The sequence below is a fragment of the Xanthomonas rydalmerensis genome, from assembly GCF_033170385.1.
In the GTDB taxonomy this organism is placed as follows: Bacteria; Pseudomonadota; Gammaproteobacteria; order Xanthomonadales; family Xanthomonadaceae; genus Xanthomonas_A; species Xanthomonas_A rydalmerensis.
Genome location: NZ_CP126170.1, coordinates 3,014,117 through 3,031,231, shown reverse-complemented (window position 1 = coordinate 3,031,231; position 17,115 = coordinate 3,014,117). Strand labels below are relative to the sequence as shown.

The 17,115-nt window shown below is 68.3% G+C and carries 16 protein-coding genes; 10 read left to right on the top strand and 6 right to left on the bottom strand.

All coding sequences use genetic code 11. From position 1 onward, the window contains the following. Window positions 1–98: 98 nt before the first annotated feature. Together ccmB and ccmA are read right to left on the bottom strand one after the other, a co-directional pair. The gene (ccmB, locus tag QN245_RS12700; protein ID WP_317843340.1) at window positions 99–794 is read right to left on the bottom strand and encodes a heme exporter protein CcmB; all 696 of its coding nucleotides are present in this window, start codon (window positions 792–794) and stop codon (window positions 99–101) included. After that, a complete protein-coding gene (gene ccmA, locus QN245_RS12695) occupies window positions 791–1,438 on the bottom strand; it encodes a heme ABC exporter ATP-binding protein CcmA (protein ID WP_160965131.1) in 648 nt (215 codons plus the stop codon). The genes ccmB and ccmA overlap by 4 nt, the downstream gene beginning before the upstream one ends. Before the next feature lie 204 nt (window positions 1,439–1,642). Here ccmA and QN245_RS12690 point away from each other — a divergent pair, with 204 nt between their 5' ends. The 4 genes from QN245_RS12690 to QN245_RS12675 all read left to right on the top strand — a co-directional run bounded on the left by QN245_RS12690 (window position 1,643) and on the right by QN245_RS12675 (window position 4,852). Beyond that, window positions 1,643–2,791, top strand: a complete 1,149-nt coding sequence (locus QN245_RS12690; RefSeq protein WP_317843339.1) for a pyridoxal phosphate-dependent aminotransferase — start codon at window positions 1,643–1,645, stop codon at window positions 2,789–2,791. Window positions 2,792–2,863: 72 nt separating this feature from the next. Then, window positions 2,864–3,172, top strand: coding sequence for a hypothetical protein (locus tag QN245_RS12685; RefSeq protein ID WP_160965127.1), 309 nt, complete (start codon window positions 2,864–2,866; stop codon window positions 3,170–3,172). After that, the gene (locus QN245_RS12680; protein ID WP_317843338.1) at window positions 3,169–3,996 is read left to right on the top strand and encodes an amidohydrolase; all 828 of its coding nucleotides are present in this window, start codon (window positions 3,169–3,171) and stop codon (window positions 3,994–3,996) included. Before QN245_RS12685 ends, QN245_RS12680 begins: the two co-directional genes overlap by 4 nt. 418 nt (window positions 3,997–4,414) lie before the next feature. Next, a complete protein-coding gene (locus QN245_RS12675; protein ID WP_160965231.1) occupies window positions 4,415–4,852 on the top strand; it encodes a hypothetical protein in 438 nt (145 codons plus the stop codon). Between the two features lie 202 nt (window positions 4,853–5,054). On the opposite strand, the gene QN245_RS12670 is transcribed toward QN245_RS12675, so the two are convergent. Beyond that, the gene (locus tag QN245_RS12670; protein ID WP_317843337.1) at window positions 5,055–5,762 is read right to left on the bottom strand and encodes a hypothetical protein; all 708 of its coding nucleotides are present in this window, start codon (window positions 5,760–5,762) and stop codon (window positions 5,055–5,057) included. Between the two features lie 245 nt (window positions 5,763–6,007). On the opposite strand from QN245_RS12670, the gene QN245_RS12665 reads away from it, so the two are divergent. Further along, window positions 6,008–6,454, top strand: a complete 447-nt coding sequence (locus QN245_RS12665; RefSeq protein ID WP_317843336.1) for a pesticin immunity protein — start codon at window positions 6,008–6,010, stop codon at window positions 6,452–6,454. 172 nt (window positions 6,455–6,626) lie between these two features. Here QN245_RS12665 and QN245_RS12660 read toward each other — a convergent pair whose 3' ends face one another. From QN245_RS12660 to QN245_RS12650, 3 genes are read right to left on the bottom strand one after another with little or no spacing between them, the layout of a single operon-like run. Beyond that, window positions 6,627–8,186: a pseudouridine synthase gene (locus QN245_RS12660; RefSeq protein ID WP_317843335.1), complete on the bottom strand. Its 1,560-nt coding sequence runs from the start codon at window positions 8,184–8,186 to the stop codon at window positions 6,627–6,629. Then, window positions 8,179–9,171: an SMC-Scp complex subunit ScpB gene (scpB, locus tag QN245_RS12655; protein ID WP_317843334.1), complete on the bottom strand. Its 993-nt coding sequence runs from the start codon at window positions 9,169–9,171 to the stop codon at window positions 8,179–8,181. Before scpB ends, QN245_RS12660 begins: the two co-directional genes overlap by 8 nt. A 23-nt stretch (window positions 9,172–9,194) precedes the next feature. Then, window positions 9,195–10,136 carry a segregation and condensation protein A gene (locus QN245_RS12650; protein ID WP_167087596.1) on the bottom strand — a complete coding sequence of 314 codons (942 nt, stop codon included), beginning with the start codon at window positions 10,134–10,136 and terminating at the stop codon, window positions 9,195–9,197. A gap of 373 nt (window positions 10,137–10,509) precedes the next feature. Between QN245_RS12650 and QN245_RS12645 the strand changes: the two genes are divergently transcribed. From QN245_RS12645 to QN245_RS12625, 5 genes are all read left to right on the top strand, one after another. Further along, window positions 10,510–10,809: a YciI family protein gene (locus QN245_RS12645; protein WP_317843333.1), complete on the top strand. Its 300-nt coding sequence runs from the start codon at window positions 10,510–10,512 to the stop codon at window positions 10,807–10,809. After that, entirely contained in the window at window positions 10,806–11,090 is a 285-nt protein-coding gene (locus QN245_RS12640) for a BolA family protein (protein WP_317843332.1), read from the top strand. The genes QN245_RS12645 and QN245_RS12640 overlap by 4 nt, the downstream gene beginning before the upstream one ends. A gap of 235 nt (window positions 11,091–11,325) precedes the next feature. After that, window positions 11,326–12,339 carry a LacI family DNA-binding transcriptional regulator gene (locus QN245_RS12635; RefSeq protein ID WP_184448574.1) on the top strand — a complete coding sequence of 338 codons (1,014 nt, stop codon included), beginning with the start codon at window positions 11,326–11,328 and terminating at the stop codon, window positions 12,337–12,339. A 104-nt stretch (window positions 12,340–12,443) separates the two neighbouring features. Next, window positions 12,444–15,416: a TonB-dependent receptor gene (locus QN245_RS12630; RefSeq protein WP_184448573.1), complete on the top strand. Its 2,973-nt coding sequence runs from the start codon at window positions 12,444–12,446 to the stop codon at window positions 15,414–15,416. 106 nt (window positions 15,417–15,522) lie between these two features. After that, window positions 15,523–17,109, top strand: coding sequence for a glucoamylase family protein (locus QN245_RS12625; protein WP_425612957.1), 1,587 nt, complete (start codon window positions 15,523–15,525; stop codon window positions 17,107–17,109). The last annotated feature ends 6 nt before the right edge of the window (window positions 17,110–17,115 follow it).

Below are 17,115 nucleotides of genomic sequence, written 5' to 3'. Positions count from 1 at the left end.
TGGCGGGAGGCGGGCTTCGATGCGACAACGACGGAACGGCGATGGAGCACTGCGCTTGCATGGTACGGCCGCCGCCGCGCCGGCGCTGCGCCAACGGCTCAGCTCAGCGAGATGCGGATCGCCGCGGCCGCCGCCAGTGGCGCCAGCACCAGGCCCGCCACCAGACCCGCGGCCAGCAACAGCAGGCCGCCGGCCGGGTCCAGGCCCTGCGCCGCCGCCGCCACGCTGCCGGCGCCGAACACCAGCACCGGCACATACAGCGGCAAGGCCAGCAGCGCGACCAGGATGCCGGCGCGCTTCATGCCCACCGTCAGCGCCGCGACCACCGCGCCGAGCAGGCTCAGCAGCGGGGTCCCCAGCGCCAACGATGCCAGCAGCACCGGCATGCGGTCATGCGGCAGGTGCAGCAATTCGCCGAGCAGCGGCGCGGCCACGATCAGCGGCAACGCGGTGGTGACCCAGTGCAACAGCACCCGCACCAATACCAGCCAGGCCAGCGGCACCGGCGTCAGCAGCCACTGCTCCAGCGAGCCGTCCTCGGCATCGCTGCGGAACAGGCTGTCCAGCGCCAGCAGGCCGGCCAGCAGCACCGCCAGCCACAGCGCGGCACCGGCCACCTCGCCGAGCAGGCGCGGCTGGTTGCCCAGCGCCAGCGCGAACAGCGCCACGATCAGCAGGGCGAACAGCGCCGGCTGCAGCGCGTCGCCGCGGCGTCGCCACAGCAGGCGCAGGTCGCGCACCAGCAGTGCGCGGGTGGCCTGCCACAGGGAGGGAACGGGCGTGGCCAGGCTCATGCGGCGACTCCGCTCAAGCTCAGCATGCGGGTACGCACCGGTGGCGCGGCATAGGCGCCATGGGTGGTGACCAGGGCCGCGCCGCCGCTGCGCAGGTGCGCGGCGATCATGCGGTTGACCAGGGTGATGCCGTCCAGGTCGAGGTTGGCGTAGGGCTCGTCGAGCAGCCACAGCGGCGCCGGCGACAGCCACATCCGCGCCAGCGCCAGGCGCTTCTTCTGCCCGGCGGACAACTGCCGCACCAGGGTGTCCTCGTAGCCGGCCAGGCCGACGATGGCCAGCGCGCTGCCGGGCATCTGCTTGGCGCGGCGCCCCTGCAGGCCGCACAGGTAGTGCAGGTTCTCCAGGGTGCTCAGGTCGGCCTTCAGCGCGCCCAGGTGGCCCAAGTAGGCCATGAAGCGGGCGCGGTCGCCGCGCCGCACCGGGTGGCCGTCGATCTCGATGCGCCCGGCCTCGGCACGCAGCAGGCCGACCAGCACCCGCAGCAGGGTGGTCTTGCCGGCGCCGTTGTCGCCCTGCACCAGCAGCGCCTCGCCGGCATCCAGGTGGAAGTCCAGCGGACCGAACACCGCTGCGTCGTCGCGGGCAAACGTGAGCCCGTGCGCGGCCAGCAGCGGCGGCGGGGTGTACAGCGGATCGGTCATCGGCGAAGGCCGCGGCGGATGGCGCGGCGGCGGGCGGCAAGGGAAGGCGCGCATTGTATCGGCATGCGGGCGTCCGGCGGATGCCGGCGGCGGCACACGCGGCGATGCGCACATTGCCCCGTGGCGGCGGCCAGGCGATGGCGCATCGCCGGCAAGCGGCTTTGCGTACACTCGGCGTTTTCCCGCTGCCCGCAGATCCCCCGCATGCATCCGCAGACCAAGCTGCCCAAGGTGGGCACCACCATCTTCACCGTGATGTCGCAACTGGCCGCCGAGCACGGCGCGGTCAACCTGGGCCAGGGCTTTCCCGATTTCCCGGTGCCGCCGCGGCTGATCGAGGCACTGGCCCGCGCCATGCGCGACGGCCACAATCAGTACCCGCCGATGACCGGCGTGCCGGCGCTGCGCCAGGCGATCGCCGAGAAGGCGCTGCGCTGCTACGGCGCCCAGGTCGATGCCGACACCGAGGTCACCGTCACCAGCGGTGCCACCGAGGCGCTGTTCAACGCCATCCACGCCGTGGTGCGCCCGGGCGAGGAAGTGATCGTGCTGGATCCGGCCTACGACAGCTACGAGCCGGCGATCGACCTGGCCGGCGCGCGTGCGGTGCACGTGCCGCTGGACCCGCACACGTTCGCGGTGGACTGGGAGCGCGTGCGCGCGGCGATCACCCCGCGCACCCGCCTGCTGATGCTCAACAGCCCGCACAACCCGTCCGGGGCGATGTTCGGCGCCGACGACCTGCAGGCAGTGGCCAAGCTGCTGCGTGGCAGTGACATCTTCCTGATCTCCGACGAGGTCTACGAGCACATCGTGTTCGACGGCCGCCGCCACGAATCGGTGCTGCGCTGGCCGGAGCTGCGCGAGCGCGCCTTCGTCGTCTCCAGTTTCGGCAAGACCTATCACTGCACCGGCTGGAAGATCGGCTACGCGATCGCGCCGCCGGCGCTCAGCGCCGAATTCCGCAAGGTCCACCAGTACAACACCTTCACCAGCTTCGGCCCGGCCCAGCACGCCTTCGCCGCGATGATCCGCGAGGAGCCCGAGCACGACGAACAGCTCGGCGCGTTCTACCAGGCCAAGCGCGACCGCTTCCGTGAACAACTGTTGGGCACCCGGCTGACGCCATTGCCGGTCCCGGGCGGCTACTTCCAGCTGGTGGACTATTCGGCGGTCAGCGACCTGCCCGATACCGAGTTCGTGAAGTGGCTGACCATGGAGAAGGGCGTGGCGGCGATCCCGCTGTCGCCGTTCTACCAGGACCCGCCGCAAGGGCAGCGCCTGGCGCGGCTGTGCTTCGCCAAGAACGAGGCGACGCTGGATGCGGCGATCGAGCGGCTTCGCGCGCTGTAGCGCGCGTAAGCACCGGGATTCGGGAATGGGGAATCGGGATTCGTGGAAGCCGGTTACTGGGCGGGGTAGGGTATGTCGGTCGCTGGGATCTATTTCGGGGTCACGTTCGGGTTGGCGGCGGTCTGCGCGGTGGTCGACGGCGCGCTGTTCTACGGGCATGTGCTGACTGGATTGGCTGATCGTGGTCAGCGTGTCGGGATGGATTTCGGGGTGGTGCCGTTCCGGCGGCAGGCCTACGTGGACCGCTATCTCGGCCTCCTGACGCCGCAGGAGCGGGGCACGCTCGCCAACCGCCTGGTCCGCCACCTGCCATGGGTAACGCCTACACTTGGGCTGCTGTGCCTGGTCGGCACGATCTGCATCGGAGTACGTTGGGGATGACACAGGTGGCACAGGATCTGAGGATTTCATTGGTCCAGGGCGACACCCGCTGGCACGATCCGGCCGGCAACCGCGTGCATTACGCCGAATTGCTGGCGCCGCTGGCCGGCGTCACCGACCTGGTGATCCTGCCAGAGACCTTCACCAGCGGCTTCTCCAACGATGCGCTGGCGCAGGCCGAGGACATGAACGGGCCGACCGTGGCCTGGATCCGCGAGCAGGCGGCGCGACTGGGCGCGGCGGTGACCGGCAGCGTGCAGTTGCGCGTGCCCGGCGCCGACGGCGAGGCCAAGGTGTTCAACCGGCTGCTGTGGGCCACGCCGGACGGCGCGCTGCAGCACTACGACAAGCGCCACCTGTTCCGCTACGGCAACGAACATCTGCGCTATGCCGCCGGGCGCGAACGCCTGTGCGTGGAGTGGAAAGGCTGGCGGATCAATCCGCAGGTCTGCTACGACCTGCGCTTTCCGGTGTTCTGCCGCAACCGCTACGATGTCGAGCGCCCCAGCCAGCTGGATTTCGACCTGCAGCTGTTCGTCGCCAACTGGCCGTCGGCGCGCGCCTACGCCTGGCGCACGCTGCTGCGCGCGCGCGCGATCGAGAACCTGTGCTTCGTGGCCGCGGTCAACCGCGTCGGCGTGGACGGCAACGAGTTGCACTATGCCGGCGACAGCGCGGTGATCGATTTCCTCGGCCAGCCGCAGCTGGAGATCCGCGAGCGCGAGCAGGTGGCCACCACCACCATCTCCGCCGCCGCGCTGGCCGCGCACCGCGCGCGCTTCCCGGCCATGCTCGATGCGGACGCCTTCAGCCTGGACGATTAGCGGGAGAGGAGTGGCTTGGGCCGCGACTCGGTTCGCCGGAAACACCCCGGTCGTGGTTGGACGACACCTCCGATAGCGATGAAAGTGTCCTCGTAGGAGCGGCTTCAGCCGCGACCGAGGCGTTCTCGGGAAAGCCCGTCGCGGCTGAAGCCGCTCCTACGCGACAAGCGGCCTCCGGCTTGATCGCGACGAAAGCCGGCGCTGCGAGGCGCCATGAAGCCTGGGTCGAGGGAGCGACGTCTGCTACTGAGCCACGGTCGACTCCGTCATGGGAGTTGCCCTCGCATCCGCGGCTGGCCTTGCCCGCCGCAAGTGGAAATGCCTGCTGAACGCACGCGCGGCGCCCCTGCAACCTTGTCGCGGCCGCGACAACCCCGTTGCTACTCTCGCGGCCAGTCCACCCACCGGTAATGCTCACATGATCAAGTCGCTTTCTCTGCTCGCACTGCTGGGCGCGGCCGCCCTCGCGCCGCAGGCCCAGGCCGCCGGCAACATCGATTGCAAACTCTCCTTCAACCTGTCGGGCTGGTCGGTGCTCTACAAGACCGCCAAGGGCACCGGTACCATCACCTGCAACGACGGTGCGGTGATTCCGGTCAAGATCAGCAGCAAGGGCGGTGGCCTGACGGTCGGCAAGTCCAAGATCGTCGGCGGCCGCGGCACCTTCAGCGGCGCCTACAGCCTCAACGACCTGTTCGGAACCTATGCCGCCGCCGAAGCACACGCGGGCCTGGTGAAGTCCAGCACCGCGCAGGTCGTCACCAAGGGCGATATCTCGCTGGCCCTGGCCGGCACGGGCGAAGGCGTCGATCTGGGCGTCAACGTCGGCAACTTCGTGATCGAGCGCCGCAAGTAAGGCACCGCCTCCTGCCTGCGCTGCGGCGCAGGCGGGGCGGTTACGACGCAACGAATCGAATCCAGGCGCAGTGCGCCTGGATTCTTTTTTGCGTCACTGGGTTTTCGCGGCCATCCACCGCAAGTCGGCCACGCGCTGGAGATGCAAGGCGACCCGACCAAGCGCGCCCTGCGCAAGGACGCGCTTCGTGTCTGCTCTGTGCTTACTGCTGCGCGAACACCCAGGCCAGCTGGCCGCGCACCGGCTCCGGGGTCGCCAATGCCTGGCGGTACAGGGTGCGCGCGGTCCAGCAGGCGTCCTCGTCGCTGGCCTTGGCGATCTCCGGCAACACCCGCATCAGGCGCTGCTGCTGGTCGGCGGGCAGCGACTTGACCAGCGTGCCCATCGCCGCTTGGATCTGCTCCGGCGCCACCGTCTGCGGCGGCGTCTTGTTCAACTCCGCGTCGGTGGCCTTCAGGGAGGCATCGAACCAGCGGTCGATCTGCGCCTGCGGCAGCTTTTCCAGTCCCGACAGCATCGCCGCGCTCAGCGCCTGCGCGTCGTTGGGATTGCCGCCGCGGGCCAGCACCGCGCACTGCGACACGTCGACCTTGTCGCTGACCTGGGACAGGATCTGCAGGCGCTGTTCCAGCGTCGCATGGTCCAGCCGCGCGATGCCGTTCTGCGCCAGCTGGAAGCCGGCCTGCTGCGCCTGCGGGCCGCTCTGCTTGAGCAGCGCCACGTAGCGCGGATCGTTGGCCAGCTTGCGCAGCATGCGATCGAACGGCGCGTGCAGCGGCGAACTGGCAGGGTAGGGGTTCTGCGCCGCGGCGATTTCTTCCTGGGCCTTCTGCTGCGCCTTCTGGCAGGCGGCGAGGCTCAGCACGCCGGCGATCAGCAGCGGCAGGGCGATCTTCATCTTCCGTGTCATCGGGATTCCTGGTTGGTAAGAGCGGCCATCAGCGGTGGCCGCCGGATGCGCCAGGATATCGGCTTCGTCCGCGCAGGGCGAACGGCACACTACTGCGCGCGCTGGTGTCGCCACATGCATGTCGCTCACCAGCGAGGACGCCATCGAGCGCCGCGTGGGCGGTAGCCGCCACGGCCATCGCCATTGAGCGTGGGGCTTCGCGCTGCCTATCATCGCGGTCCTCCCTCTGTGCGCGAGATCGTCCCATGAATGCCGGAATGCTGGTTGGCCTGGTCGCGCTTGGGGTCGGTGCTCCGTCCCTGGCCGCCTCGCAGGAGGCAGGCGTCAGGGATGCGGTCATCCAGCACCTGGACCTGACCTCTTTTCCCAACTCGGTCGGTCCCCGTCGCATGCCGGGGAAGACGACGTTCGCGGACTATGGCTTCGTGGACGTCACAAAAACCGCCAATGGCGCCCGCCTGCTCCAGGCCGACAAAGGCTGGATGATGCGCTTCGAGGTGCTATCTGCCGACCCCACGTCCGTACGCCTGTGTTTCCATGACAACGCGCTGGCCAGGCCCGGCGACACAAGCGCCCCGAGCTATAACGCAACCTCGGCGCTGCTCGTCGCGAAGTCTGCTCATGGCGACTGGACCGCCAGGCAGGTGCCCGCCGGGTTTGCGGACTGCAGGAACGATCCTGCCGATGCTTGAGCGAGCGGGCGGCCGCGATGCGGACCGTCTCACGTAGGTCACGCGGACGCCGGCGTCCAGTGGTCTGCTCCATTCCCGCTGGCGCTAGCGCCCAACGAAAAAGGGCGCCGCTTGCGCAGACGCCCTTGTCGGGAGCGGGGCAGGCCGACGCGCGCCGCGCCGGCACCGTCACTCAGCCGCCGCGCGAACCGCCGCGGTTGCCGCCGCCGCCGGGACGGCCGCCGCCGCCCGGCGGACGACCGCCGGCCGGGCGGTTGCCGCCGCCGGGGCGTCCGCCCGGACCCGGGCCGCGCTTCTGGCCGCCGGCCGGGCGCGCTGCGCGCGGCGCGGCGCCGTAGGGACTGAAGCCGGGGTTGGCGTGATCGGACGGGAAGCTCGGCGCATTGGCCGGATGCCCGTACGGGTGCGCCTTGCGCTGTCCCTGACCTTGGCCCTGACCGCGGCCCTGGCCGGCTCCGGCGCCCGCACCGGCACCGGCCGGACGCGGCTTGGCGTAAGGACGCCCCTGGCCCTGACCTTGGCCCTGGCCGCGACCACCGGGACCGGCGTTGCGGTGGCCGGTCGGGCCGGTGCTCACGCCATCGGGCACGTACCAGGTGCGGAACGCGGCCGGGTTGCCGTCCGGCAACGGCTTGGGGCCCTTCGGCGTGCGCTGCTTGAACGGCTTCTGCGCCTGCTTGGCGGCCATTTCGCCGCTCACGGTCAGGCCGCCGTGCGGCTTCTTGCCGCCGCGGCCGCAGCCGCGGTCCTCGCGGAAATTGTCGAAGCGGCGCAGCTCGCGGCCTTCGTCGGCGGTGTTGTGGCCGTTGACGTAGGCGTTGCCGCCGCGACCGACCTGCACGGTGGCCTTGGCCGCCTTGCGCTGGCCGATCACCGGCTGCAGGGTCAGCGCCGACGGGGTGCCTTCCTCCAGCTTCAGCTCGGCGCGCAGCGCCTCGACCTTGTCCTGCGCCAGTTCCATCGAGTGCCCGCGCAGCAGCTCGCGCGGCAGCGCGATCTTGCCGTAGCGGGTGCGCTTGAGCCGGCTGACCTGGCAGCCCTGCGATTCCCACAGGCGCCGCACTTCGCGGTTGCGGCCTTCCTTGACCACCACCCGGAACCAGTCGTGCGAGTCGGTGCCGCCGATGCGTTCGATCTCGTCGAACTTGGCGCCGCCGTCCTCCAGCAGCACACCGCGCGAGAGCCGCTCGATCATGCTGTCGGGTACGGTCTCTTCGCCTTCCGGGGCGCGCACGCGCACCACGTACTCGCGCTCGATCTCGTAGGAGGGGTGCATCATCGCGTTGGCCAGCTCGCCGTCGGTGGTGAGCAGCAGCAGGCCGGTGGTGTTGATGTCCAGGCGGCCGATCGCGATCCAGCGCGCGCCCTTCAACGCCGGCAGCGCCTCGAAGATGGTCGGGCGGCCTTCGGGATCTTCGCGCGTGGTCACTTCGCCTTCGGGCTTGTTGTAGATCAGCACGCGCGAGGGCTCGGTCAGCGCGCTGGCGACGAAGCTGCGGCCGTCCAGCTCGATCTTGTCGCCGCTGCGGATCGACATGCCGGTCTGCGCGACCTCGCCGTTGACCTTGACCAGGCCGTCGGCGATGCGCTGTTCCAGCGCCCGGCGCGACCCCAGCCCGGCCTGGGCCAGGACCTTGTGCAGGCGTTCTTCCAGTTTCGGCTGCTCGGCGGCAGCGGCATCGCGCTTGAGCGAGAGCTTGTTCAACGACAGCTTGCGGGAGGTGTCACTCATTTACTTGGCTCCGGCCGGCGCGTTGCGCGTCGGCCTGTGGTTCGGAATCGGCATCGTCAACAGCCACGGTCGTCGTCGCGACGGCGTTGTCTTCGGCTTCGTTCGCATCCGCCGCGCGCTCTCCCGGCGCGGCTTCGGGTTCGCCCGTCGGGGCGGTCGTGGGATCCGTGGCCGGCGGCGCGTCGGCGTCGTCGGTCGCGGGGGTGTGCGGTACTGCGGTGTCGCTTGCGTCTGCTGCGTCGGCATCGGCATCGGCATCGGCATCGGCGTCTGCTGCAGCGGCCGCGTCTGCCTGCGCCGTCGCGCTGGGCTCGGCGGATTCGCCGGCGGCCGCGGCCTGCGTCGTGGTGTCGCCCTGCTCACCCTGATCGGCGTCGTTGCCCGGGGCGGCATCGGCCTGGGCCATGTCGCCGACCGGCAGCGCGTCGCGGTCCAGCGGCAGCTGCGGTTCCAGTTCGCCGATGTCCTTGAGTTCGGACAACGGCGGCAGTTCGTCCAGGCGCTTGAGCCCGAAATAGTCCAGGAAGGTCTTGGTGGTGCCGAACAGCGCCGGCTTGCCCGGCACGTCGCGGTGCCCGACCACGCGGATCCATTCGCGCTCTTCCAGCGCCTGGATGATGTTGCTGCTGACCGCCACGCCGCGCACCTGCTCGATCTCGCCGCGGGTGATCGGCTGCCGATAGGCGATCAGCGCCAGGGTCTCCAGCGTAGCGCGGGTGTAGCGGGTCTTGCGCTCGGTCCACAGCCGCGCCACCCAGGCGTGCACGTCGCTGCGCACCTGGTAGCGGAACCCGGAGGCCACTTCGACCAGTTCCACGCCGCGGCCCTCGCAGGCCTCGCGCAGCAGTTCCAGCGCGCGCTCGATGCTGCCCGGCGGCGCGGGTTCCTCCTCCGGGAACAGGCCGTGCAACTGCGCCAGCGGCAACGGCTGGTTGGCGGCGAGCAGGGCGGCCTCGACGATGCGGTTGATCAGCGCTTGATCCATGCGTGGACGGGTTCTCGGTGGACTCAGGTGGTGGCGTCGGCGGCGTCGCTGTCGTCGAACTCGCTGTTGAACTGCAGCGGTGCGTTGGTGTTGCCCAGCGCCAGCGACTTGACGTAGATCGGCGGCAGAGGCGGCCGGTCGGCGGCATCGGCGGGGACGTGCGCCAGCGGCTCCTGGACGATGTCCAGCAACTGCTCCTTGGCCAGTTCCAGCAGCGCCAGGAAGGTGACCAGCACGCCCAGCTTGCCTTCCTCGGCACTGAACAGCGATTCGAAACGGTGGAACTTGCCGTCGTCCAGACGGCCCAGCACATCGCCCATGCGCTGGCGCACGCTCAGCGCCTCGCGCTTGATGGCGTGGCCGCTGAACAGTTCGGCGCGCTTGAGCACGTCGTACAGCGCCAGCAGCATCTCCTTCAGCTCCACCGGCGGCGGCAGCTTGACCGCGGCCCGGTCCGGCACGTGGGCGTGTGCCGGGGTGGTGTCGCGGTCCTGCCGCGGCAGCGCGTCGATGTCCTCGGCCGCCTGCTTGAAACGTTCGTACTCCTGCAAGCGGCGGACCAGTTCGGCGCGCGGGTCCGTTTCCTCGCCGTCTTCGGCCGGGGGCCGCGGCAGCAGCATCCGCGACTTGATCTCGGCCAGGATCGCGGCCATCACCAGGTATTCGGCCGCCAGCTCGAAGCGCAGCTCCTGCATCACGTTGATGTAGTCCACGTACTGCCGGGTGATCTCGGCGACGGGGATGTCCAGGATGTCCAGGTTCTGCCGGCGGATCAGGTACAGCAGCAGGTCCAGCGGGCCTTCGAACGCGTCCAGGATGACTTCCAGCGCATCCGGCGGAATATACAGATCCTGCGGGATCTGCAGTACCGGTTGCCCATGCACGACCGCCAGCGGCATTTCCTGCTGCTGTGGCGGGGTCGTCTGGATTGGCGGGTTCGCGTCGAGCGCGAGTTCGGAGGTCATCGGTTGGACATCGGTGTTGCGGTAGCGAAGGGCCGGGCAGGCGCGACCCGGCGCGGCTCCTTGCCGGCAGTGCTGCGGTTCAATGGCGCGTCGTCCCCGCAACGCGCTCGGTACTTCAACAAGACACACGACGCACGCCACGCGTGTCGTGGCGGCGGGAACTACAGAGGAGGACGTCTGCGCGGGCGGTGTCAGGCAGCGAATCGGTCGTCGGAGGGGGCTTGGGGTCGCCGATCACCGACGGGCCGCTGCATCCGGCCGCGTGCAATGGAACCAAGGGTAATGCGCCGGCGGGGTCGGTGTCCAGCGCCGCCGCACCGGGGCAGGTCCTACAATGGCACGTCTGTGAAGATAGAACGAGGGCGAAGACGCGATGTGGTACGTGATCGAGGGGTACGACGTGGCCGATGCGCTGCCGCGGCGGGCGGCGGCACGGCCGGCGCATCTGCAGCGGCTGACCCAGTTGCAGGAGGCCGGGCGGCTGCTGCTGGCCGGGCCGTGCCCGGCGATCGACGCCGAGGATCCGGGCCCGGCCGGCTTCAGCGGCAGCCTGGTGGTGGCTGCGTTCGATTCGCTGGCCGAGGCGCAGGCCTGGGCCGAGGCCGATCCGTATGTCGCTGCCGGGGTCTACGCCCGGGTCGAGGTGCGGCCGTTCCGCAAGGTGCTGCCATGAGCCAGGTCGGTGCCGAGCGGGTGGCGCGCATCCGCGCCGCGCTGGAGGCGGCATTCGCGCCGCAGGCGCTGGAGGTCGAGGACGACAGCCATCGCCATGCCGGCCATGCCGGCGCGCGCGATGGCCGCGGGCATTTCAATGTCCACATCGTCAGTGCCGCCTTCGCCGGGATGGCGCCGCTGGCCCGGCACCGCGCCGTCTATGCCGCGCTGGGCGAGATGATGCAGACAGATATCCATGCGCTGTCGATCCGCGCCGAGGTGCCGGGTACGACCGGCTGACGCCTGTGGCCGATCGGGTGCCACCAGCCCGAATCGGGGTGCGCACCCCGCGGAAAACCGGAATCTGCACCTGGATTATGTTGCGTTGCGGCACGATTTCGGTCGCTTTCTCATTATTCAAGTGACTGAAAAAAAAGACGTTTATTGTAAAAATAACAAAAGGCTTCTGCCTCGCGCTGAAAACGATTACAGTCCGCGCCAGTTTCTCAAGGTCTCTGCCGCGGAGGGCGGCACGATGGCGAAGAGCGCGGTCACCATCAAAGATGTCGCACGTGAGGCCCGGGTTTCCGTGGCCACCGTGTCGCGTGCGCTCAACGGTCACGAGAACGTGGCCGCGCCGGTGCGGACCCTGGTCCTGGAAGTGGCCGAACGCCTGCGCTACAGCCCGCATGCGGCGGCGCGCAGCCTCAGCAGCCGCCGCACCCAGACCCTGGGCGTGGTGCTGCCCGACCTGTACGGCGAGTTCTTCTCCGAACTGATCCGCGGCATCGACGGCGCCGCCCGCGCGCGCCGCCAGCACCTGCTTGTGTCCAGCTACCACGGCGACCCGGAAGAGCAGGGGCGGGCGCTGCGCGCGATGCGCGGCCGCGTCGACGGCCTGCTGGTGCTGTCGCCGTATGCCGAGCGCCCGGGTTTCCTCACCGACAACCTGCCGCAGGCGTTGCCGACGGTGTTGATCAACACCCACCTGCCGGGCACCGAGTACCCGGTGCTGAGCATCGACGACCATGCCGGTGCGGTGGCGATGACCGAGCACCTGCTGGCGATGGGGCATCGGCGCATCGCCTTCATCGGCGGTCCGGAATTGAACTTCGACGCGCGCGAACGCCTGCGCGGCTTCCGCGACGCCATCGCGCGCCATCCCGGCGAGGCGCACGGCCAGGAGTTTCCGGGCGACTTCGACGAAGCCTCCGGCTACCGCGCCGGACAGGCGATGCTGCAGGCCGACGCGCTGCCCGATGCGGTGTTCGCCGCCAACGACATGACCGCGCTCGGCTGCCTCTACGCCTTCACCCAGCGCGATGTGCGCGTGCCCGACGACGTCGCGCTCGCGGGATTCGACGACATCCCGTTGGCGCGTTTCGTTCACCCATCCCTCACCACCATGCGCGTCAGCATCGCCGGGCTTGGTGAGCAGGCGATGCATCGCCTACTGCAGCTGATCGATCGGCCCGACGCGGACGACGGACAGCGGCAGACCCTGGTTCCTACGTTGGTCGTGCGCGATTCCAGCACGGCCCGTTCCTGATGCGACGCGGTGTCCGCGCCGCATCGCTTGTTCCACTTCGTTCCATCGAAGCACCACGCACCACCCATAACGAGCATCACGTCTTCCTGGAGGGAAAACCCCACATGCAACACACCCCGCACTCCGCCCGGCCCACGCGCAAGCTGTTGACCTGCGCCCTCGCCAGTTGCCTGCTGCTGGGCGCCGCGCCGGCATTCGCACAGAGCACCGGCGCCACCATCCGCGGCCAGGTCAAGGTCGATTCGGCACCGGCCGCGTCCGCGCAGGTCACCGCCACCAACCTGGCCACCGGTCTGACCCGCAGCGTGCAGACCAGCAACGGCACCTATTCGGTCGGCGGCCTGCCGCCGGGTTCCTACCGCATCGACGTCACCGCCGACGGCAAGACCACCTCGCAGAACGTCACCGTGCAGGTTGGCCAGACCGCGACCCTGGACCTGGGCGTGGGCGGCGAAGCGGCCACCGCCAACGGGCAGGGCGCGACCACGCTCGACGCGGTGCAGGTGCAGGCGCCGCCGGTGCTGGTGGAAACCCGCACTTCGGAGAACGCCACCTACATTTCCAACGTGCAGATCGAGAAGCTGCCGCAGGCCACGCGCAACTTCCTGGAGTTGGCCGACAGCGTGCCGAGCGTGCAGTTCCAGCGTGATGCCAAGGGCAACACCACGGTGCGTTCCGGTGCGACCTCGGCCAACGGCACCAACGTCTACATCGACGGCATCAGCCAGAAGAACTACGTGCTGACCGGCGGCGTCAGCGGCCAGGATTCCAGCCGCGGCAATCCGTTCCCGCAGTCGGCGATCGGCGAGTACAAGGTCATCACCTCCAACTACAAGGCGGAGTTCGACCAGGTCAGCAGCGCGGCGATCGTCGCCTCGACCAAGTCCGGCACCAACGATTTCCACGGCAGCTTCTTCTGGGATACGACCAACGACGACTGGCGTGCCGAAAGCCCGCTGGAGCGCAAGGCCGGCCAGCGCGACGACTTCTCCGAGACCCAGTACGGCGCCACCTTCAGCGGCCCGATCCTCAAGGATCGCGCGCACTTCTTCGTGGCGTACGAGGCCAAGGAATACAACACGCCGAACACGGTGATCCCGGGCGGCATCTACGCCGATCGCGTCGACCAGTTGCCGGCGCAGTTGCAGCCGCTGGTGGCCACCTACAGCACCCCGTTCAAGGAAGACCTGTACTTCGGCAAGATCGACTGGACCCTGGGCGACAACAACCTGTTCGAGCTGACCGGCAAGTACCGCAAGGAAGACGAGCTGTCGGACATCGGCGACACCACCACCTACCAGCACGGCAGCACCAACGGACAGAAGGAAAAGCGCGCCAACCTGCGCTGGCAGTACAGCGGCGAGGCGTTCCTCAACGATCTGAACCTGAGCTACGAGAGCGCGTTCTGGACCCAGACCCCGCTCACCGACGGCAGCGGCTACGTGCTGTCCTACGTGCCGCAGGCCGGCAACGAGACCACCATCCTCAGCGCCGGCGCCGGCAGCAGCTTCCAGAACAAGGGCCAGAAGGGCTGGACTCTGCAGGACGACCTGACCCTCAACAGCCTCGACTGGCACGGCAGCCACACCATCAAGATGGGTGTGAAGTACAAGGACATCCAGCTCGATTCGACCCAGATCAATCCGGCCAATCCGCAGTACTACTACAACATCCTCAGCGATGTCGGCACGCCGTACCGGGTGCGCTTCGGCGACACCGGCGACGGCGGTTCGGTGCAGTCGCAGAACAAGCAGTACGGCATCTACCTGCAGGACGACTGGGAGGTCAACGAACACCTGACCCTGAACCTGGGCGTGCGCTACGACTACGAGAAGACCCCGTCGTTCCTCGACTTCGTCACCCCGGCCGACGTCGCCAGCGCGCTGCTGAACTGGCGCAACCTGGACAACGCCAACTACGACATCGCCAACTACATCAGCACCGGCAACAACCGCAAGGCGTTCAAGGATGCCTGGCAGCCGCGCCTGGGCTTCTCCTACGACCTGTTCGGCGACCAGGCGCACGTGATCTACGGCGGCGCCGGTCGCGCGTACGATCGCAACCTGTTCGACTACCTGGCGCTGGAGCAGCTGAACAACAACTTCCGTTCCTACAGCTACTACTTCAACAGCGCCAACACGCCGTGCCTCGGCCAGCCGTGCGTGGCATGGGATCCGAATTATGCGACCCAGGCCGGCCTGGCCGGGCTGGCGGCGTCCAACACCGGCGGCGCCGGCGGCGGCCGCGAGGTCTACCTGATCGACAACAACATCAAGGTGCCGTACTCCGACCAGTTCAGTCTGGGCATGCGCAACATGGTGCATTTCTGGGGCAACGACTGGTACACGGACGTGACCCTGAGTCACATCGTCAGCGAGGACGGCTTCGTGTTCCTGCGCGGCAACCGCCGTGCCGACGGCTCGTTCTTCCTGCCCGGCACCACCTCCGGCGTGCCGACCGACTCGCCCAATGGCTACAGCGCGATCGTGCTCGGCACCAACGGCCTGAAGACGCGCAACAACCAGCTGGCGCTGAAGCTGGACAAGCCCTACGACAAGGAATCCGGCTGGGGCCTGACCGTGGCCTACACCTTCTCCGATGCGAAGGAGAACCGTCAGTACGGCGAGCACTACGCGCTGGACCAGCCGTCGATGGCCGGCTACGGCTGGCGCGAGGCCGGCGGCATCCCGAAGAACCGCCTGGTGGTCACCGGCATCTACGACCTGCCGTACGACGTCACCCTGTCGGCCAAGCTGTCGCTGGCCAGTCAGACCCCGCGCTACGGCACCGACTGCCTGGCGGGCAACGACCAGTGCTATATCATTCAGTACAAGCCGGATTCCACGCTGGGCTACAAGGAATTCAGCCTGGCGGCGAACAAGGAATGGGATACCGGTTCGGGCATCAAGTTCAACGTCCGTGCCGATGTCATCAACCTGTTCAACTGGACCAATTACGCGGACTACAACACCGATACCGGCACCTACGCCGATCTGAACACGGCGTTCGGCACGCCGAACGGCGTGCTCGCCTCGCCGATGCGGACGTTCAAGCTGTCGTTTGGCTTGAACTGGTAAGCAGGGTCGCCGCGGCTCCCGTGCAACGGGGGCCGCGGCGATGCATGTAAACGATTTCACGGGGGGCACGATGAAGAAGCAGCGCAGTTTCATCAGGTTTTCGTTGATGGTGATGGCAGCAGGGGTGCTGCTGACGGCGTGCAAGAAGACCGAGGAGCCGAAGGCGGTGGAGAAGAAGCCGGTCAAGGTCATCCTGGTCGAAGCCGAACTGCCACCGAAACTGCTGAAGCCGGAACTGCCGCCCCTGTTCGAGGACATCGAACGCCGCACCTTCCAGTTCTTCTGGGACACCACCAACGAGCAGAACGGCATGGCGGTGGATCGCTATCCGTCGCGGCCGTTCGCGTCCATCGCGTCGGTCGGCTTCGCGCTCACCGTCTACCCCATCGGCTACGAGAACGGCTGGATCAGTCGCGAGCAGGCGGTGCAGCGCACCCTGACCACGCTGCGCTTTTTGCGCGATCTGCCGGTCGGCCCGCAACGCACCGGCCGCGCCGGCTACAAGGGTTTCTACTACCACTTCCTGGACATGCAGAAGGGGCTGCGCTACGACCAGTGGGTGGAACTGTCCAGCGTGGACACCGCGCTGCTGATGATGGGCGTGCTGTTCGCCCAGTCCTACTATGAAGGCGACACTGCCGACGAGAAGGAGATCCGCCAGATCGCCGACACGTTGTACCGGCGCGTGGACTGGCCATGGATGCAGCAGCGCAAGCCGCTGATCTCGATGGGCTGGTATCCCGAGCGCGGCTTCATCCAGCACGACTGGATGGGCTACAACGAAGGCATGATGGTGTACCTGCTGGCGCTGGGTTCGCCGACCCATCCGGTGGAGCCGGACGCGTGGCAGGAGTGGACGCGCACCTACAACAAGGACTGGGGCGTGTACTACGGCCAGGAATACCTGGCGTTCGGCCCGCTGTTCGCGCACCAGTACAACCACGTCTGGATCGATTTCCGCGACATCCAGGACCAGTACATGCGCGAGCATGGCATCGACTACTTCCTCAACAGCCGCCGCGCCACGCTGGCGCAGCGCGAGTACGCCATCGACAATCCGATGAAGTGGAAAGAGTACGGCGAGAACGTGTGGGGCCTGACCGCCAGCGACGGTCCGCAGAACACCACCCAGGACTACCGCGGCGAGCAGCGCCAGTTCTTCCACTACCGCACCCGCGGCGCCGGCCTGTTCGAGGCCTTCGACGACGGCACCATCGCGCCGACCGCGGCGGTGTCCTCGATCGTGTTCGCGCCGGAGGTGGTGATTCCGGCGACCCAGGAAATGCACAAGCGCTTCGGCGACTTCCTGTATTCGAGCTACGGTTTCCTGGATTCGTTCAACCCCAGCTTCAACTACGATATCCCGCTCAAGACCGGCCGCATGATCCCCAACCGCGGCTGGGTCGCCAGCGACTACATCGGCATCGACCAAGGCGCGATCGTCACCATGATCGCCAACTACCGCAACGAGTTCGTCTGGAACGTGATGAAGAAGAACAAGTACATCCGCACCGGACTGGAGCGCGCCGGCTTCACCGGCGGCTGGCTGACCCCGGAAGGCGAGACCCAGCCGCTGCCCAAGAAGGACGAGCAGGCGGCCAATGCGCGTGCGCTGGGCATCGCCGAGTCGCGCGCCGCCGCCGCCGAGGCGCAGTCCACCCCCCCACAGCGCCAGCCGCAGCAACCGGAATGAGCACAG